The sequence below is a fragment of the Mycobacterium sp. PSTR-4-N genome (assembly GCF_022348085.1).
GTDB lineage: Bacteria > Actinomycetota > Actinomycetes > Mycobacteriales > Mycobacteriaceae > Mycobacterium.
This window is the reverse complement of sequence record NZ_JAKRFN010000014.1, coordinates 36,670-54,450: the sequence shown is the minus strand read 5'-3', so window position 1 is coordinate 54,450 and position 17,781 is coordinate 36,670. Positions and strand designations below refer to the sequence as shown.

Below are 17,781 nucleotides of genomic sequence, written 5' to 3'. Positions count from 1 at the left end.
ACCCCTGCGCGAGTGACCTCTCACACCGCCTGTTCGCGCAGCCGCCGACGACTGCGTTCCCGCGCCATGAACTGCTTGCGCGCGTACCGATCGACGGTGTTCATATCGGCCAGGATGCCGCGCAGTTCGTTGCGGAAGGCTCTGCGCCGGTCCTCGAGATCGGCGGCGGGCTCGAGCAGATGTTGGTCAGCGGCGACTTGGCGCGCAGTGGCGAACAGCAGCGCCGACACCGACTCGTTGCTCTGCACACGGCCCTGCGCCACGTACTGCTCCCCCAACCCCAGCGCCTTGGCGGTGAGGTCCTTCTCGGAGATGTCGGCCGGCGCGTCGAGCAGCGCGTCGGCGACGATCTGATACGCCTCGAAGAACGGCCTCAGCAGTGGTCCGGCGATCGTCGGTCGCTTGGCCGCCAGTACTGCGTCGATCCGGTCGCCGCCGGCGGCGACATCGCCTTCCCAGTCGTCGTGCCAGGACATCTCCTCGGCGACGTGCGCACGGAAGGCCGCGGAGTCGGCGAAGTAGAAATCGAATTTCAACAGGTCGCGCAGACGCATCACCTGCGTCCAGAACGCCTCCACCCGGTCGCCGTCACTGCGGGCGGCACATGCCAATGCCAGCTCGACCAACGATGTCTCGAGGAACGCGTCGATCAGCGAGTTGCGGTAGAACGCCGCCTCGAGTTCGTCTTGCGGCGCGATGTACCAGACCGTCTCGCGACCGCGGTCCACGCGCGTCACCGGATGACCGCCCGACAGCGCGTCCAACGCGGCGCGCACCCCATCCGGGGTACGTAACCGCAACGCGCTGTTGGTCATCGGTGTCTGCTTGCGCTCGAGATAGTCCAGCGAATCCTGCAGCGTGTGATGCAACTGGTCGAGGGTGAGCGCGACCCCGCGGGTCGAGAGCAGCAGCGCCGAGACCAACCCGGTCGCGTTGACCGGGGTCACCTGCACGATGCGCCACGCCACTTCGAACGCCATCTTCTGCAGCGCAAGACGTTTGGCCGCCTCGTCGGTGGTCATCGGACCGTGCGGCTCGCCGAGGTACTCCCGCATCGAGACCGCGCGCGGGAACCGGACGTAGATCTTGCCGTAGTTACGTTCGCCTTGGGCGCGAATGTAGTTGACCAACCAGGACAGGCCTTCGGGGGTCTTCTCGCCGCCGCGCGCGTAGGACGCGTACTCGGCGGTCTCGTGCAGCTGATCGAAGCTGATCGACACCGGCTGCAGCAGGATGTCGTCGCTCCGGCCGTCGAGATAGGCGTCGGCCACGTACGCGAGCAGACCGAGCTTGGGCGGCAACATCTTTCCGGTGCGTGACCGGGTGCCCTCGATCGCCCAGGCGAGGTTGAACCGCTTCTCGACGATGTACCCGACGAACTGACGCAGCACGTATTTGTACAGCGGGTCGTCGAGTTTGCGGCGCAGGAAGATCACGCCGGAGCGGCGCATCAGCGGTCCCATCGCGCCGAAGGACAGGTTGATTCCGGCGAATGTGTGTACCGGCGGCAGCCGGTTCTCCTGCATCGCGACGGGCACGATCGCGCCGTCGAGATAGGAGCGGTGGGAGAACAGCAGGACGGCCGGATGGGCCTCGAGCGCGTGGCGCATCGCCTCGACCTCGGTGCGGTCGTAGTCGATGTTGGGATCGAAGCCGCGGCTGAAGATGGCCCTGCCCAGCGACGGGATCAGGTCGACGGAGAACCGGCTCCAGCCGGTGCCCAACTCGTCGAGCATCTCGCCGGCCTTCTCGACCGTCGCACCGGGAATCTGCTCGAGCCCCTCGCGGAACCGGGCCGACGACAGCATCTCCGGCTTGATCAGCCGCGGTGACTTGTATTCGGGTCCCAGCAGCCTCAACTCCACGCGCTCGATGGCCAGAATCGCCCGTCGCAGCACGAAACGTGCGAACTCCCGGGGGTTTTCGGCGGTGGTGTTCTCACTCCAGTTCTGGCGCAGTTCGGAGACCTTGGCGGGCTCGCCGGCGACGACGCGGGCACGTGACGGATCCCGCTTGAGGATGCTCCGCTGCAGCACCCGCGGCGGGCAGTAGGTGTCACGTCCCGACAGCAGCGCGACCACCTTCGACCGGGTCGGCAACCCACCGGGCACCCAGAACACCCGCACCGGGACGACCGACCTGTCCTCGTCGGCTTCGAGCATCTCGACCAGCCGGGCCAGGACTCCTGGCGGCGGATCGTCGTCGGCGGGCAGCTTCAGCACCTCGATCTTGCTCTCCGGGTGCGCACTGCGCTGCTCGTCCAACCAGTCGGCGAGCAGCGCCTCCTCCGCGGGCGACGACACCGATGCGAGGACGAGCGTGTCGTCCACGGCGGTGAACGCCGTGATGTCGTCGGCGCGGACTTTCACGGCCGCCCCTTGGCCGTGGTCGACGTCGTGCTCGACGTGGCAGTCTTCTTCGCCGGCTGCTTCTTGGCCGCCGCCTTCTTCGCCGGTTGCTTCTTGGCTGCCGCCTTCTTGGCCGGGGCTTTCTTCGCCGGCTTCTCCTGGCGCCGATACAGCTCCGGCTCCGGCAGTTGGTCGTGGGGCCAGTCCTTCAGGGTGTCGAGGTAGAGCTGGCGCACCTCGGCGATGCGGTCCTCGAGATTGTCGTGGGTCCAGCACTCAACCGAAATCGGCGGATACACAACGACATCCACGGTTCCGGGGTTGAAGGTGCTGGAGTCTCGGGCCGCGATCACCTCTGCGTTGCGGATCACGATCGGCACGATCGGGATGCCCACCGACATGGCGATGCGGAAGGGCCCCTTCTTGAATTCGCCCACCTCGGTGGTGTCCAACCGCGTGCCCTCGGGCGCGATCAGGATCGACAACCCCTTGCGGGCGAGTTCCTCGACCTTCTTCAGACCCTCGACGGCCTTCTGTGGATCGTCGCGGTCGATGAACGCGGCATCCATGATCCGGCCCATGGTCCCGACGATCGGGTCGTTCTCGAGTTCCTTCTTCCCGACCGAGGTGAAGTTGTCGCTGACGAGCCTGCCGGCGATCATCGGATCGGCCTGGTTGCGATGGTTGAAGATGAACACCGCCGGCCGTTGTGCGGTCAGGTTTTCCGCGCCCAGCACGTTGAGGTTGATGCCGACGGCCGTCAACAGCGTCCGGCCGAACACGGACGTGAAGAAGTTGACCCCGCTGCGCCGGTTGCGGGTCAGCAATCCGACGCCCAACGCACCCCACGCCACCGGCACCATCGACGCGATGCCTGCCACGGTCCGCAGTTGCGCGACGGGGTTGGCGCCGCTGCGGCTGGTGAACCGCAAGACGGGCCAGCCGCGCTTGGCGGCGACCGCCGCCATCTTGCCCTCCGGATTGGTCGGCCGCGGGTTGCCGACGAGGTACATGAGCGCGACGTCTTCGTCGCCATCGGCATAGAAGTAGCTCTTCGACAGATCGACGCCGTTGGCGGTCGCGAACTCCTGTACGGCGCGGGCCTTGCCGGGGCCCCAGATGATGGGCCGCTCGACCTCGCCGGTGATCAACCCGTTCTCGTCGGTCTCGAACTTGTTGCTGAGGATGTTCTCGATGCCGAGGAACCGGGCAACGGGTTCCACCTGCACGGTCAGCGCGGACGAGCTGAGCACCACGGTGTGGCCGCGCGCCATGTGGGCGCGGACGAGCTGCCGCATCTCGGGATAGATGCGGCCGATGATCTTCTGGGCGAAGAGGCGTTCGGCGAGTTCGTCGATGTCGTCGACCGAGTTGCCCCGCAGCATCCGGGCCCCTTTGCCGATCAGGTCCTCGAACTCCGAGCGGCCCAGCTGGTGGTTGAGCCCGGCCTGCACCATGCCGATGAACTCGCCCACCGACATCTGGCGCCGCCGCAATCGGTCCTGGGTCATCACCACCCCGGTGAACCCTGCGACGAGGGTGCCGTCGAGGTCGAAGAACGCGCCGACCTCGGGCCCTTCCGGTGAGGCTTCGATTTCGGCGACCGAACCCGGAAGGCGCATCTGGGGATTGTCGGGGCTCACTGTGCGGCACTTCCCTTCGTCGAAACGGTGTGAGACAAGGGTGACGGGGACTCGGCGGTGAACGTCGCCGGGTGGGCGCGTCCGTCGCCGCCGAGCGCGAGAACTTCGTCGAAGCCTGCCAGCAGACACTGCGCCAACAACGTCGGATCGGTGATCGCGGCGCGGTCGTAGCGCGCGGTGACGGTGCAGTAGCCGGAGCGGGAGATCAGCACGACCATCATCGCCACGCCGGGCAGTGGGCCGAGTCCGTACTGCCGCAGCACCTGCGCACCGGCGATGAACGTGTCGCCCGCGTAGACCGGCACGTTGCTGGCTTGCACATCGGAGTTCACGATGGAACCGGCCATCGACTCCAGCACGCTGTCGGGCAGCAGCGACACGACGGGCGCGATCGCCCCGACCAGGTCGAGCGCGCGCTCGTCACGCTTACGCGTCATCTGGGTCCTGATGTTGCGGATACGCACCGCGGGATCGGTGAGCCCGATCGGTGCGGCGAGGTTGACGCCGGCGAACCGGTTCCCGCCCGCGGGGTCCGCCTCCGAGCGCAGATTCACCGGGACCGCCATCGGCAACGTGTCGACCGGAACGCCCTTGGCCTGGTGGTAGAGGCGCAGCGCTCCACACAGACCCGCCAGATACGCGTCGTTGATCGAGCCGCCGGCGGCCTTGGCCGCGCGGTGAAGATCACCGAATGCGATGTCGATGGCGTCGCTGCGGCTCGACAGCGAGCGCCGGCGCAGCAGCGGCGACGGGTCGGCGACCGGCCCGATCACGCGGGCACCCGACATCGCGTAGTCGATCACGCTGCCCAGCCGCGACACCGGGTCGCGGACGACATGGCCGGCGGCCTGCGCCGCGCCGAACAGCACGTCGCGCAGCCCGCCGGCGATGGTGCTGGGCAGGCGGTTGAGCCCCTGACGCATCAGGTCGTTGGGCGACAGATCGGCGGGGATGGGTAGCGGCGGCACCGGCTGCTTCGGCGGCTGGCGTTCGAGGTCGTAGAGGTTCGCGAACATCTCGACCCCGCCCACACCGTCGGTGACGGCGTGGCTGAGGTGCACCATCAGCGCGGCCTGGCCGTCGTGCACCCCTTCGATCAGGGTCGCGGTCCACAGCGGCCGGGAGATGTCCAGCGGTGACTGCGCGGCCACCTCGGCGAGATCCATCACCTGCCGGAAACTGCCCGGCTCTGGGACGCGGACCCGGCGGAGGTGGAAGTCGAGATTGAAGTCCGGGTCGACGACCCAGCGTGGCGCTGCGGTCGGCAACGTGGGGATCACGACCTTCTGCCGTAGCCGCAGCACCTTGCGCGATGCGGTGTCGAAGCGTGCGCGGAAGGTGTTCCAGTCGGGCGTGGTGTCGAGCAGTTCGACGGTCAGGATGCCGGAGCGGGTCCGCGGGTTGGCCTCGCCACGGTGCAGGATCTGGTCGAGGGGGCTGAGCTCCTCGGGCAGTCCTGCCGCGTCCAGGTCCGGCGGATCACTCATGGGCACCACGCTAGTCGGCCGCCTTGTGACGCGGAGCGGCTTTACGGCCCGCGCGCGATAGACTCCTCGGGCACTGCCTCCGTAGCTCAGTGGATAGAGCGACCGCCTTCTAAGCGGTTGGCCGCAGGTTCGATCCCTGCCGGGGGCGCTTACCTCTCTACCCGTCTGTCGCTACACCGGCAGCAGGTTCGGCCCCTGGTTCACGCCCGCCGAGGTGGTCGGCAGGCTCACCTCCACGCTGTCGATGTGCACGAATCCGAACTGGGTGAAGTTCAGGAACGGCGTTGCGGTGGTGAAGATCTGCAGCTCCAGCTCGCTGTCGGGGGTCATCGTGTAGGCGATGTCCTCGAGGTCGATCTCGGCGACCTGATCGCGACCGTTGAGGGTGACCGGCACCGGCGAGACGATGTTGCCGACGACGAGCCCGGTGCTCTTGTCGACCACCTGGGCGTAGATGTGACGGCTGCTGCCCAGGCCGCTGTAGTTGATCACCACGTGCGGCGCACCGACGACGTTGGCCTCGCCATCCGGGTTGCTCAGCGGAATCGTGACCGCGTTCGTCGCCACCGAACCGTCGCCCAACCCGTAGGGCAGCGGCACGTCCGGGCTGGGACCCGAACCGCCGATGAACGGGATGATCGGCAGCGTCTTGCCGGTGCTCCACACCGTCGCCGGAACCTTGCTCTCGGCGTCGTAGAAATCGCTCGCGGTCGGCCGAGTCACCGACGACCAGCGATCACCATTCTGATCGGTCCACTCGAATGCGTAGGGCTCCGGGATGGGGAGGTCCTTGACGTACTTCAGCATCCACGTCGCGGTCTCGCTGAGGAACCACACATTGTCAGCAGTGCCGTTGCCCTGACCCGGCAGGCAGGTGCCGTGGCCGCCGCAGTACCAGATCAGCTTCACATTCGGATTGTTGGCCATGTAGCCCATGTTGATGATGGACTGCTGCAGCGGGAACAACACATCGACGGTGCCCTGGATGATCAGGGTGGGGATGTCGATGTTGCGCACCGTCTGACCCGGGCCGCTGGTCTGCAGCAGCTGAATCTGACTCGGCGTGAGGATTCCGAGCGAGGCGCCGGTGAGGATGCCGCCGTAGATCTGCGGGTTGATCCGCGCCCCGGTCTCGATCAGCCCGAGCAGCAGCAGGCCGGCGTATGAGGTGCGGAACGCGCTGTGCGGGTACAGCGAATCGGGCAGGGTGTTCCAGGCCCAGCCGGGTGCGATGGCGTCGACGCGGTCATCGCTTGCGGCCGTGACGAATTGGATGCCGCCGCCGTAGGAGACGCCGACCATACCCATTCTGGGATCGCCGGTCTTGTCCAGTTCGACGCCGCTCTGCGTTGCGACCCAGCTGATCAACTCGGAGACGTCCTGGCCCTCGTACTGCGGGCTGTCGAGTTGCAGTACGCCGCCCGAGGCGAACTCGCCGCGGGGGTCCCACGTGACGACGTTGTAGCCCAGGGAGCGGAATGTGGAGACGAACGGGTCGGCCGGGTCGGTCGCGCCCGGCTGCGCCAGGCCGGGTCCGTTGAAGATGGTCTCGTAGCCTGCCTGACCGTCGTTGTCGGGGACACCCGCCAGCGCGGGGAAGAAGTTGGTGCTGATCTTGGTGCCGTCCCAGGAGGTCACGAACGTGGTGAACGCGACCGGCGCACCCGCCCGCAGCGCGGTGATGTCGACGGAAATGTCTTGCAGCTCAGCGGTTCCGAGCAGACCGGACAGGACGCCTGCCTGCTGCAGTCTCTGCACGACAGGTGTGATGAGCGACGATCCGACGATCGGCAGGCCGGTGATCACGGTGGTGAACTTGGTGTTCTGCGCCACCAGCACCGAGAAGGTCTCCGTGCCGTTCGGCCCGTCGGTGAGTTTCTCGTCAGCGTAGGGCAGGAAGCGGAAGGCTCCTGTCGTCGCGTCCAGGGTCAGCTTGCCGCCGTTGCTCGGCCGATCGATGACGGTGTAGGTGGAACCGTCCGCGGTGGTGCACGTCGTCCCGACGACGCAGCCCGCGATCACGCCCTGCACGACTGTGACCGAGTAGGGATCGATGGCCGTGGGCTGAACGAGCGCGGACTCGCGCCGCGCGCCCGCGAGCAGCAGCAGGTCCGACAATGACCCGCCGACCGGCGCCGAGCCGTTGCCCGACGACGCGGGACTGAACGCCCGGTCGAGTGCGGTCAGCAGGCCGGAAACCACGGTGCGAGCGGGCGCCTCCTGGACGTCTTGGCTGCGCGGCGTCCACAGCGTGGTCCGCACCCGGGGCTCGGCCGCCTGCTCGCGGCCCGCGACCGCGCGGGGCGTCTGCAGCCAGGACAGAACGCGCGGCTGTTCCGCAGCGGGTTCCGGGTCGCCGGACGGCGCCGACACCGCGTCGACCTCCGATGAGACCTGCTTCTCCTCCACCGTGTCGGAGCGCTTCTGGCGACGGTCGGAGCCGCCACTGCGGGGAGACTCGTCGGCCGAGTCGGCGTCGTCCGCGCCGGCTTCCGCTCTGGCCTCGGCTCGCTTCTGGCGTTGCTCGGCCACCCGGTCGGCGATGCCCTTGACCGTGTCCGACAGCGACGTGCGCTCGGTGCTGCGGTGCTTGCCCACCGGCCGCGTGTCGAGCGTGGCCGAGTCGCCCCGCGGAGAATCCGACTGGGACTGGGACGGGCGTGAGACGGACGCCCCGGTGTCGTCGGCGTACGCCACGCCCTGCCCGGTGATGATCGCGGTCCCCACTCCCAGGGCGATCGCCAGGCCGCCCACGCGACCGATATAGCTAGCAGCACTCATGACACAACCTCCGCCGTCACCATCGGAAACGGGGCAGACACTACGCCGACGACGCGATGATCACAGCGAAATCCGGCCAGAGATTTATGACCGCGTCAATTGTCCGAGGCTGACACTTTCCGCCTCAGCCACAACGGCATTGACGCTGCCCCGTGACCGGCAGATCACGCCAGGTCATGTATCAGCGAACGGCCACCGGGGGTTCTTCGGCAAACGCCTCGGACTGCCGGTGAGATACGGTGACCCCGAAAGCGTCGGGGGAGGATGCGGGAACATGGCGAAACATCGTAAGAGCGGTCGAGGCAAAGCCGGCATCGTCAGTGCAGCCGCGGTGGGGGTCGCAGCAACCGTGGGCGGTGTCGCGGCCGTGCAACCGACAGCGCTCTCGGCGCTGCCCGTAGACCTGACCGCACTCATCGTCGTGGGCAGCTCGACGCACCCGGATGGCAGCGGCAACGAGAACTTCTTCGGTGGGCTGTTCAACCAGGCGCCCTACAACCCCGGCGGCCAGCCGGGCCCCGATCTGGTCGGCGTGCCCTTCGGCGGCGGCCCGGCGGCGATCGACGCGGCGCTTCAGGCGCACTCGGGTGAGGCCAACGCGGTTCTCGCGTCAGGGTGGGGCGCCGCGAACGCCAGCGTGGCGCTGTCGCGTCTCGATCGCCACCAGGATCCGGCGCTGCCCTCGACAGTGTTCGTCCTCGACAACAACGTGTCGCGGCCCGATGGCGGCTTTGGCACGCGTTACCCGTGGTTCTCGCTCATCGGGGTCAACCCGTTTCCCTCGCCGGTGGACACCGCCGCTGCCGCGGTGGTCGACATCGCCTACCAGTACAACTACAACTCGAATGCGCCCGCGGACCTGCTGAACCTCGTCGCCCACGTGAACTCTTTGGTCGCCTATCTGTACGGCTATCGCGAGCAGGACGAGATCGACCTGCCCGTTGACGAGGAGGGACGCCCGACCGTCTCCTGCGGCGGCGCCAACACCTGCGCGGTGCTCGCCGGCAGCGCGGACGCAATGCCCTGTAGCGACGCGCGATGCGACGCTCCCGACGGTGACCGCGTGGTCGCCTACGTGACGACACGCGGCAACACCACCTACGTCACCTACACCACCGAGGAATTGCCGCTGGCGCGGTTGATCCGCGACGTCGTTCCCTTCGGCGACGCGATCGCCGACGTCAGCGAGCCCCTGCTCAAAGTGATCGTCGACTCGGCGTACTACGACAACAACCCGATTCCGTCCGACCCGAGTCGGTATCGGCCCGCGCGTCTCGCGCCGACGGTCGGCGAGATCGCCGAGACGGTCGCAAAGGTGCCGAGCGCGGTTCGTGACGGCCTGAAAGCACTGTCGGACAAGGACACCGAAGCTCCTGAGGTCGAGTCGACCGACAAGGCCGACAAGGCCGACAAGGCCGAGCGCGCCGCCACCCGCGCAGAGACTCGCCGCGACCGTCGGCTCGAGCGAATCCACGCGCGGGCCGCTGCGCGTGAGGAAGCTTCGCAATCGAAAGCCGCTGAACAGAGAGAGGTCTCGAAGACCCCGGCCGACTCACACGGTGCAGCAGGCGGAGACGACGCCGATACCGCGGACTGAGGCGGGTGGGCCCGTACTGGAACCACAACACCGCTTACCATCGGCGGGTACTCAGCCTCGCCGACGGCCGTGACGTCCTCGACGTCGGTTGCGGCGACGGGCTACTCGTGTCGCGGCTCGCGCCGGTGGCCCGCTCCGTCGTCGGCGTCGATCCTGACCCTGGCGCGATTCGGCGAGCACGCGCGAGACTGGTGGACGTCGCGGGAGTATCCGTCGTCGAGAGCACATTCGATGAATTCGCCACGACAGGTGCGCGATTCGACCTCATCACCTTTGTCGCCAGCCTGCATCATCTGGACTTGCGACCGACACTGGCGGCCGCGAAGCAGATGCTGCGGCCCGGCGGTGACCTCGCAGTGGTCGGACTGAGCGCGAACACGACCGTCGCCGATTGGATGTGGTCCGCGTTGTGCTTGCCGGCGGTACGCCTGGGCTCGTGGTGGCACCGCGAGACGCGTGACATCGGGGTCGCGGTCGCCGATCCGCGTGAGAATCTGGCCGAGATCCGCCGCTCCGCGTCCGAGGTGCTGCCGGGTGTGAAGATCCGCCGCGCGCTGTACTACCGCTACCTGATGCGGTGGACGAAGCCCCGCGACGGCTGATCCGTTTCTGTCAGTGGTTCACTGCAATTTCTTTGGCCTCAACTGCCCCAGCTGCATATGTCGTCACATCGGAGGCTCTTCTTGTCGGTGGGTCGAACTAGTGTTCGATATATGGATGTTGTCGCGGATGCGGTGGCGGGATTGCGGGCTCAGCTCGCGATCCTGTCGCAGGCCTGCGACGGGATTGCGGGCTCAGCTCGCGATCCTGTCGCAGGCCTGCGACACCCTGTCCCACCGCGAGCTGGTGGCTGCGATGGCGGAGGTCACGTCAGTGATCCGGTCTGTCCCAGCGCTGGAGCATCAGATCCTGGCCCGGCTGATCACTGAGACGGAGCCGCGGCGGCTCGGGGAAGCGTCATGGAAGAAGGTGCTCACCACCGCGCTGCGGGTCTCCGAACGCGACGCGAAACGCCGCCTGGCTGACGCGGCCGCGTTGGGGCCGCGGCAAGCCCTGACCGGCGAACCGCTGCCACCGGCCTGGGAGGCAACAGCGGCCGCGCAAGCCGCCGGGGCGTTGGACGCCGAACACGTCTCGGTGATCGCGACGTTCCACAAGGACCTGCCCGGGTGGGTCGACGTCGACACCCGCGCCGCCGCCGACCGCCAGTTGGCCTCGCTGGGAGCGGGGCTCACGCCGGAGGATCTGAAGAAATCGGCCGATCGGTTGGCGGCGATGATCGACCAAGACGGCCCCGAACCCACCGACGCCGACCGCGCCCGCAAGCGCGGCATCACCCTCGGCGAGCAGCAGGCCGACGGCATGAGCCGGCTCACCGGCTGGATCACCCCCGAAGCACGCGCCACCTACGAGGCCATTTAAGCCAAACTCGCCGCCCCCGGCATGTGCAACCCCGACGACGAGACACCCTGCGTCGACGCAGAACCCGCGCCCGAACAAGCGCGCTCGGACATCCGGAGTGTGGCACAACGCAACCATGACGCGTGGCTGGCCGTGGGGCGGATGGCGCTGAGTTCCGGAGATCTCGGTTCTCACAATGGGTTACCGGTGACGGTGATCGTCTCCACAACACTGCAGGAACTGGAGAAGGCCGCGGGGGCAGCGCTCACCGGCGGCGGCAGCTTGTTGCCGATGGCCGACCTGATCCGGATGTCCGCCCACGCGCACCACTATCTGGCGGTGTTCGACCAGCACACCAACCAGCCGCTCTACCTCGGCCGCACCAAACGACTCGCCTCCCCGGCACAACGAATCGTGCTGCACTCCTCCGCGCGCGGCTGCACCCGACCCGGCTGCACGGTGCCCGGCTACTGGACCCAGGTCCACCACATCGAGGACTGGAAGCGCGGCGGAGCCACCGACATCACCAACCTCACCCTCGCCTGTGGGACGGACAATCGGATGGTCGAGCAGACCGGCTGGACCACCCGCATCAACGACCGCGGCCAGACCGAATGGCTCCCCCCACCCGACCTAGACACCGGCCAACGCCGCACCAACGGCTACCACCACCCCGAACGCCACCTCCTGCCCCAAGACGACCACGGACCGTAGGCTGACCGGCGATGAGCACCGAAGACGCTGACCGTCGATTGAGCCCGCGCCCCGAGTCGGGCTATGTGTACACCACCTCGTGGCGGGTCGCGACGGGAGATGTCGGCGACGACCTCACCCTGCGCCTCGACGGGGTGGCCCGCTACATCCAAGAGGTGGGTGCGGAAAACCTCGTCGATGCCGGAGAAGCGGAAGAGCACCCGCACTGGCTGGTTCAGCGCACCGTCATCGACGTCATCGAACCGATCGAGTTCCCCAACGAGGTGACATTCAGCCGATGGTGCTCGGCACTGTCACTGCGCTGGTGCACGATGCGAGTGGACCTCGTCGGCAGTGACGGCGGCCGCATCGAGACCGAAGGTTTCTGGATCGCGATGAACGCCAAGACGCTGACGCCGCAGCGCGCCACCGACACCCTGCTCGAACGGTTCGGCACCACCACGACCGAGCATCGCCTCAAGTGGCGGCCGTGGCTGAAGAACCCGGACACGCTCGAACACACCGAGCCGTTCGCGTTGCGCCGCACCGACATCGACCTCTTCGAGCACGTCACCAACACCGCCTACTGGCACGCGATCCACGAAGTGATGGCCCTGGCGCCCGAGGTGTGCACCGCGCCCTACCGGGCGGTGGTGGAGTATCGAAAACCGATCAAGTACGGCGAAGAGGTCACCCTGGGCTGGACCCGCGACGGTGACGACGTCCACATCGCGTTGAGCGTCGGCGCCGATGTGAGGGCCGCGGCGCTGTTGCGCAGCCTCTGACCCGGTCTCGGTGAGTGGGACTGAACCTTGTCCCCCGTTCACCCGCCGTTCACCGTGGACCCGACCTTGACCAACGGCGGGAGGAACCCTTCATGAAACAGGCGTCTGATCCGGACGCGCCCCACGGGCAGCGAGGAGCGCTGTGGCGCGTTCTCGGCGTCGCTGTGGCCGTCATCGGCTTGCTGATCGGCGCCGCGGTGCCGGCGTCGGCGGCCGAGCTGATGAGAGTGACATTCATCCGCCACGGTGAGTCGGCCGGCAATGCGTCGGGCAACATCGACACCTCGACGCCCGGGCCGGTGCTCACCGCGAAGGGGCAACTACAGGCCGAGGCCGTGGCCGCGCTGCTCTCCGACAACAACTACGACGGCATCTACGCCTCGACGATGGTGCGGACCCAACTCACCGCCGCACCCATGTCCCAGGATCTCCGGCTGCCCATTCAGGTTCTGCCCGGCCTGCAGGAGATCGAGGCAGGCGTATTCGAAGGCACGCCGGAGAGCCAGGCATCGAGCGGCTACGGCCTCTACCCGCTCGCGTGGGCCGTCCAGGGCAATCGCGACCTGCGGATCCCGGGGTCCATCGATGGCAACGAGTTCGACGCTCGCGTCGACCAGGCGCTCGAGGCGATCTACGACAACGGCGATCGCAACGCCGCGATCTTCTCCCACGGCGGCGCCATCATGTTCTGGACGATGATGAACGCCCAGAACCTCACGGCTGCGCAGAAGATCGATCTGCTCAGGACCGCCCCGCTGGGCAACGCCCAGTACGTGATCGTCGAGGGCAACGGCGAGGACGGATGGACCCTGGTCAACTGGAACGGAAAGCTGTTCGCGCCGGAGCCCACTTTCGTCGCCGAGGTGCACCGACAGAGACGGACGTTGAACCGCCAACTCGCCTCCAGCGCGCAGGAGTTCGTCGCGTCATTCGAGTCCCGCGACCTGGCCACCATTGCGGCCGCGCTCAATCACAGCATCACCGACGCGGCGTTCTCGGTCTCCAAGTACCACCGCGCCATTCGGGCCAAGATCATCGACAGCTTCGGCACCAAGAATGATCCGGCGCCGGCGATGTTGCCCACCGGTGAGACCACCGATGACGCGACCGCACGGGCCATTAGAGCCACCAAAGCCACCAAGACCGAGGTGGCCGAGGCGACTCAGGCGACCGAGGCCAGCGAATCCACCACGCGGACATGGAAGCGCGATCGCACCAGAAAGTCCGAGGCCGTGCAGCAGAGCGACGACTCCCCGGCCAAGACCAGAAAGCCGCTCGGCAAGCGCCGCAGCCCCGTCGCAAGCAGTGCCGCTGGCGACGGCAGCAAGAGGGTTGCGGACAACCACGACGCCGCGGCCTGACGCCCCTTGAGGAACCGGCTACCGGTCAGCCCCCCTGCCCCACAGGCAGAGGGGCTGATCCGCGTGGCCATTCGGCGCCGCCACCGGGCGTCCGCCGCTACGGTGACTCAGGTGCGGCACGCAGACGTCGAGGGATCTTCGTCGATGGTGGCCCGGGTGTCGTTGATCCTCAACGCGTTCGACCACGCGGGCACCCTGCTGCGCCTGGATCACATCGCGTCCCGAACCGGACTCCCCCGCTCGTCGACGCACCGCATTCTGACCCAGCTGCACGCGACCGGCCTGGTGGAGCACCGGGCCGACGGTTACCGCCTCGCCGCCGCGGCGGTACCCGCCTCCGGCGATCATCAGGCGCTGCGCCGCGTGGCCGCGCCAGTGCTCGAACGCTTGCAGAGCGACACCATGCTGGTCGTGCACCTCGGCGTGCTCGTCGGCGCCGATGTCCACTGCCTGGACAAGATCGCGGGCAGCAGCGGGATCGTGGTTCCGTTCGGCGTCGGTGGGCGCACGCCTGCGCATGCGAGCGCGCTGGGCAAAGCCGCGCTGGCCCAGACGTCCGCGGAGGACATCGATGCGCTGCTCGACCGCACGCTCCGCAAGATCACCCCCGCCACGATCGCCGACTTGCCGACCCTTCACCATGAGCTCGCACGCGTTCGCGCCAGGCACGGCCTGGCCTACGACGACCAGGAACTGGTGGTGGGGCTGGCCAGCGTCGCTGCGGCGATTCGCACACCGGCCGGTGAGATCGCCGGCCTGTCCCTGACCGGTCCCGCTCCTGCCGAGCGCCTGAAAAGAGTCGCGCCGTTCCTGACCCGCGCCGCGCGCGGGATCGCCGACCGGTTGGGCGACGCAGCGGCACCGACGGGCGCCCAGGCAGACCTCGCCGCCGTCACCGACGACATGCTGTCTCGCGTGCTGCGCACGCTGTCCTCCGACGACTGGGTCTGACGCCCGCTCACCAGATCAGATCGTCGATGCTCAGCCCCACGGCGAACCGGCCGGCGACCGTGAGCACCTGCTCGACGTTGCTCGACACGTGCTTACGCGCCGTCTGCACGTCGCGCCACAGACGTTCGATCAACCCCTCGCCGTCGTCTGCGTCCGCGACGACAGCGCGCACGGCACGCACCGCTCGCTCGCACGCCATCACCTGGTCACGCCGGTTGCGCAACACCAGAGCGGAATCGGGATGCCCACCGTCATCGACACACCGGACGAGATCGCGAACGTTGCGCTGGATCTGGCGCAATGACAACTCGATGTCCTTGTCCGACAACGCGATCGAACTCAGCGCCGCACGCCCCGCGCTACCTCCCACGCTTTGCAGCGCGCTCTGAGCCGCACCCAGCAGGGGCATCGTTCCCGCCAGTGTGAACACCGTCGGCTGAGGGAGCCGATCCAGCGCCGTCACCGACGCCTCGCCGTCGAGGTGCAGCCAGCTGAACGCACGGTGGTCGGGCACGAAGGCTCCTGCCACCACGACGTCGTCAGCACCTATTCCCCTCAGACCCAAGCCGTTCCACGTCGGTTCGACGACGAAGTCGGAACTCGGCACCAACACGGCCATGAAATCCTGAGCGGCACCATCGGCTCCGACCCGCAGCGCCGCAGCGCTCAACCAGGACGAGTGCCGCGCACCGGTACATCTCGACCATCGACCCGAGAGCCAGAACCCGCCCTCCCGGCGATGCAGCCGCCCCGTCGGGGCATAGGAGGAGCAGAGCAACGCACGCGGGTCAGGTCCCCAGATTTCCCCGAGCACACGCGGGTCGCGTACCGACAGGCCCCAGCTGTTCACCCCCAACCAACCGGCCAGCCACCCGGTCGACGTGCACGCCATCGAAAGTTCGCGCGTCGCCGTGAGATACGTCCCGAGGTCGGCGTCGATTCCGTCGGGTCGCCGAGACTGCAGAAGCGCGAAGTAGCCTGCATCGTGGAGCGCGGCGATCACGTCCGGATCCACCTCACCGCGTCGGTCCACCTCGGCGGCCGACGCTGCGATCGCGGGGAGTAGAGATCGCACCGATTCGAGGACGGTTCGAGCGGACGGACTCGACATCGACGATCGGCGTGCCACGATCATGCTTACCACTGACCGCCGTCGAGAAAGGCCGGTATGACGGGTCCGGACACACGGGTTCGCGAATTCGTCTCGCGTATCCATGAACTCGCGATAGCCGACGGCACCCGCGCGTGGCTCGACGCGATGTTTGACATCGGTTCCCTCGAGGCCTCGGCCGCCGGCGGCGCATGGCCCGACACCACCTTGATCGCACGGGCCCATTGCGGCTGCGGCGAACTCTCCGACGGCCGGCTCACCGGGCGGTGGACCGCGGTCGGCGGAGCCCGCTACGCCGACTGGTTCGTGTTGCCGGCCCGCCACACCGCCCTGTGCCGCGTCCTGGTCCCCCGCGACTGTGTGGCTGTCGGCATCGAACCCCGCGGCGCGGGACTGGCCGAGGTGGCCGCATTCGACGTCGTCGTCGACCCCGGCCACGTCCTGCTCGGCGACGGCGCCACAGCGTCGCTCCTCACCGCCACCGGCGCGGCCGCCGCGGTGCTCGGTTCCACCCAGGGACTCTGGCGCCGACACGTGGGGCAACTCCGCAGCCACCTCGCGGCGTACCACGGCGGCACGACGGCGGACTCCGACGCGGCCCAGGTCGCACGCGCCGCGTCGGACATCGACGCCGCCGAGCTGCAACTGCTCGAATCCGCCACCGCTGAGGCGAGTCTCGAGGACACGGTGTGGGTGTGCCGCCAAGTCGTCGCCCGTGCGCGGGCGGCCGCCGACCGACTGCTCGAACACAGCAGGCACGCACTCGACGCCGATGATCCGGTGACGCAGAGATGGTGCGAGGTGGACGTGGGTGCCCGGGTGGCCGTTCGCCTGTTCGACGATCTGAGCGCCTCGCTACGCTGACCCGATGTCCGATCTGGTACTGACCGAGGTCACCGACCGCGTCGCCCTCATCACCGTCAACGATCCCGACCGCCGCAACGCGGTCACGGCCGAGAGTTCGGCGGCGTTGCGCACCGCCGTGGAGGCCGCCGAGGCTGACCCCGACGTGCACGCGCTGATCGTGACCGGCGCAGGCAAGGCGTTCTGCGCCGGAGCGGACCTGACCGCGCTCGGTAAGGCCACCGAAGACGGGCTGCGGGTCATCTACGACGGCTTCCTCGCCGTCGCGGAATGCAGCCTGCCGACCATCGCCGCGGTCAACGGACCCGCCGTCGGCGCCGGCCTGAACCTCGCCCTGGCCGCCGATGTGCGCATCGCCGGCCCGGCGGCACTGTTCGACCCCCGCTTCCAGAAGTTGGGCATCCATCCCGGCGGTGGAGCGACGTTCATGCTGCAACGCGCGATCGGACCGCAGGCCGCCCGGGCCGCGCTGCTGTTCGGACTGCGCTTCGACGCCGAGTCGGCCGTCCGGCACGGGCTGGCACTCGACATCGCCGACGACCCCGTCGCCGCCGCACGCGCCCTGGCAGCCGGTCCGGCCTCTGCACCGCGCGACGTCGTCCTCGCGACCAAGGCGTCGATGCGGGCAACGGCCAACCCCGGCATCACCGACATGCACCAACACCACATGGCCGTCGACGTCGAGATCGGCCCCCAGGCACGCTCGATCGAGTCCCCGGAATTCGCCGAGCGTCTGGCCGCCGCACAACGCCGATAGCC

General features: G+C 68.1%; 13 protein-coding genes, 1 tRNA gene and 1 pseudogene. 10 read left to right on the top strand and 5 right to left on the bottom strand.

From position 1 onward, the window contains the following. Positions 1-20: 20 nt before the first annotated feature. The 3 genes from MHN84_RS18505 to MHN84_RS18495 are packed head-to-tail and all read right to left on the bottom strand — an operon-like array spanning position 21 to position 5,478. Positions 21-2,369 carry a glycerol-3-phosphate 1-O-acyltransferase gene (locus tag MHN84_RS18505; RefSeq protein WP_241205965.1) on the bottom strand — a complete coding sequence of 783 codons (2,349 nt, stop codon included), beginning with the start codon at positions 2,367-2,369 and terminating at the stop codon, positions 21-23. After that, a complete protein-coding gene (locus MHN84_RS18500) occupies positions 2,366-3,970 on the bottom strand; it encodes an HAD-IB family hydrolase/lysophospholipid acyltransferase family protein (protein ID WP_241205964.1) in 1,605 nt (534 codons plus the stop codon). The genes MHN84_RS18505 and MHN84_RS18500 overlap by 4 nt, the downstream gene beginning before the upstream one ends. A gap of 17 nt (positions 3,971-3,987) precedes the next feature. Further along, positions 3,988-5,478 carry a wax ester/triacylglycerol synthase family O-acyltransferase gene (locus tag MHN84_RS18495; protein ID WP_241205963.1) on the bottom strand — a complete coding sequence of 497 codons (1,491 nt, stop codon included), beginning with the start codon at positions 5,476-5,478 and terminating at the stop codon, positions 3,988-3,990. A 75-nt stretch (positions 5,479-5,553) separates the two neighbouring features. Between MHN84_RS18495 and MHN84_RS18490 the strand changes: the two genes are divergently transcribed. After that, positions 5,554-5,626, top strand: a tRNA-Arg gene (locus tag MHN84_RS18490). Positions 5,627-5,649: 23 nt separating this feature from the next. Here MHN84_RS18490 and MHN84_RS18485 read toward each other — a convergent pair. Next, positions 5,650-8,259: a CocE/NonD family hydrolase gene (locus tag MHN84_RS18485; RefSeq protein ID WP_241205962.1), complete on the bottom strand. Its 2,610-nt coding sequence runs from the start codon at positions 8,257-8,259 to the stop codon at positions 5,650-5,652. 274 nt (positions 8,260-8,533) lie between these two features. Here MHN84_RS18485 and MHN84_RS18480 point away from each other — a divergent pair, with 274 nt between their 5' ends. From MHN84_RS18480 to MHN84_RS18455, 7 genes and pseudogenes are all read left to right on the top strand, one after another. Then, a complete protein-coding gene (locus MHN84_RS18480; RefSeq protein WP_241205961.1) occupies positions 8,534-9,856 on the top strand; it encodes a PE-PPE domain-containing protein in 1,323 nt (440 codons plus the stop codon). 5 nt (positions 9,857-9,861) lie between these two features. Continuing rightward, complete coding sequence (locus MHN84_RS18475) at positions 9,862-10,458, top strand: class I SAM-dependent methyltransferase (RefSeq protein WP_241205960.1); 597 nt, start codon at positions 9,862-9,864, stop codon at positions 10,456-10,458. 115 nt (positions 10,459-10,573) lie between these two features. Next, a pseudogene (locus MHN84_RS18470) lies at positions 10,574-11,620 on the top strand (DUF222 domain-containing protein); the annotation flags it as partial. Further along, positions 11,597-11,971, top strand: coding sequence for an HNH endonuclease (locus tag MHN84_RS29895; RefSeq protein ID WP_308192963.1), 375 nt, complete (start codon positions 11,597-11,599; stop codon positions 11,969-11,971). The pseudogene MHN84_RS18470 and the gene MHN84_RS29895, both read left to right, overlap by 24 nt. Positions 11,972-11,982: 11 nt before the next feature. After that, complete coding sequence (locus MHN84_RS18465; protein ID WP_241205959.1) at positions 11,983-12,735, top strand: acyl-[acyl-carrier-protein] thioesterase; 753 nt, start codon at positions 11,983-11,985, stop codon at positions 12,733-12,735. Between the two features lie 92 nt (positions 12,736-12,827). Continuing rightward, the gene (locus tag MHN84_RS18460; RefSeq protein ID WP_241205958.1) at positions 12,828-14,096 is read left to right on the top strand and encodes a histidine phosphatase family protein; all 1,269 of its coding nucleotides are present in this window, start codon (positions 12,828-12,830) and stop codon (positions 14,094-14,096) included. Positions 14,097-14,207: 111 nt separating this feature from the next. Continuing rightward, complete coding sequence (locus MHN84_RS18455; protein ID WP_241205957.1) at positions 14,208-15,047, top strand: IclR family transcriptional regulator; 840 nt, start codon at positions 14,208-14,210, stop codon at positions 15,045-15,047. 7 nt (positions 15,048-15,054) lie between these two features. Here the strand turns inward: MHN84_RS18455 and MHN84_RS18450 are convergent, their stop codons facing one another. Next, the gene (locus MHN84_RS18450) at positions 15,055-16,158 is read right to left on the bottom strand and encodes an acyl-CoA dehydrogenase family protein (RefSeq protein ID WP_241205956.1); all 1,104 of its coding nucleotides are present in this window, start codon (positions 16,156-16,158) and stop codon (positions 15,055-15,057) included. A 57-nt stretch (positions 16,159-16,215) separates the two neighbouring features. Here MHN84_RS18450 and MHN84_RS18445 point away from each other — a divergent pair, with 57 nt between their 5' ends. Both MHN84_RS18445 and MHN84_RS18440 read left to right on the top strand, forming a co-directional pair. Continuing rightward, positions 16,216-17,022 (top strand): hypothetical protein, encoded by an 807-nt coding sequence (locus MHN84_RS18445; RefSeq protein ID WP_241205955.1) that lies wholly within the window; start codon positions 16,216-16,218, stop codon positions 17,020-17,022. A gap of 4 nt (positions 17,023-17,026) precedes the next feature. Next, positions 17,027-17,779 carry an enoyl-CoA hydratase gene (locus MHN84_RS18440; protein WP_241205954.1) on the top strand — a complete coding sequence of 251 codons (753 nt, stop codon included), beginning with the start codon at positions 17,027-17,029 and terminating at the stop codon, positions 17,777-17,779. Positions 17,780-17,781: the final 2 nt, after the last annotated feature.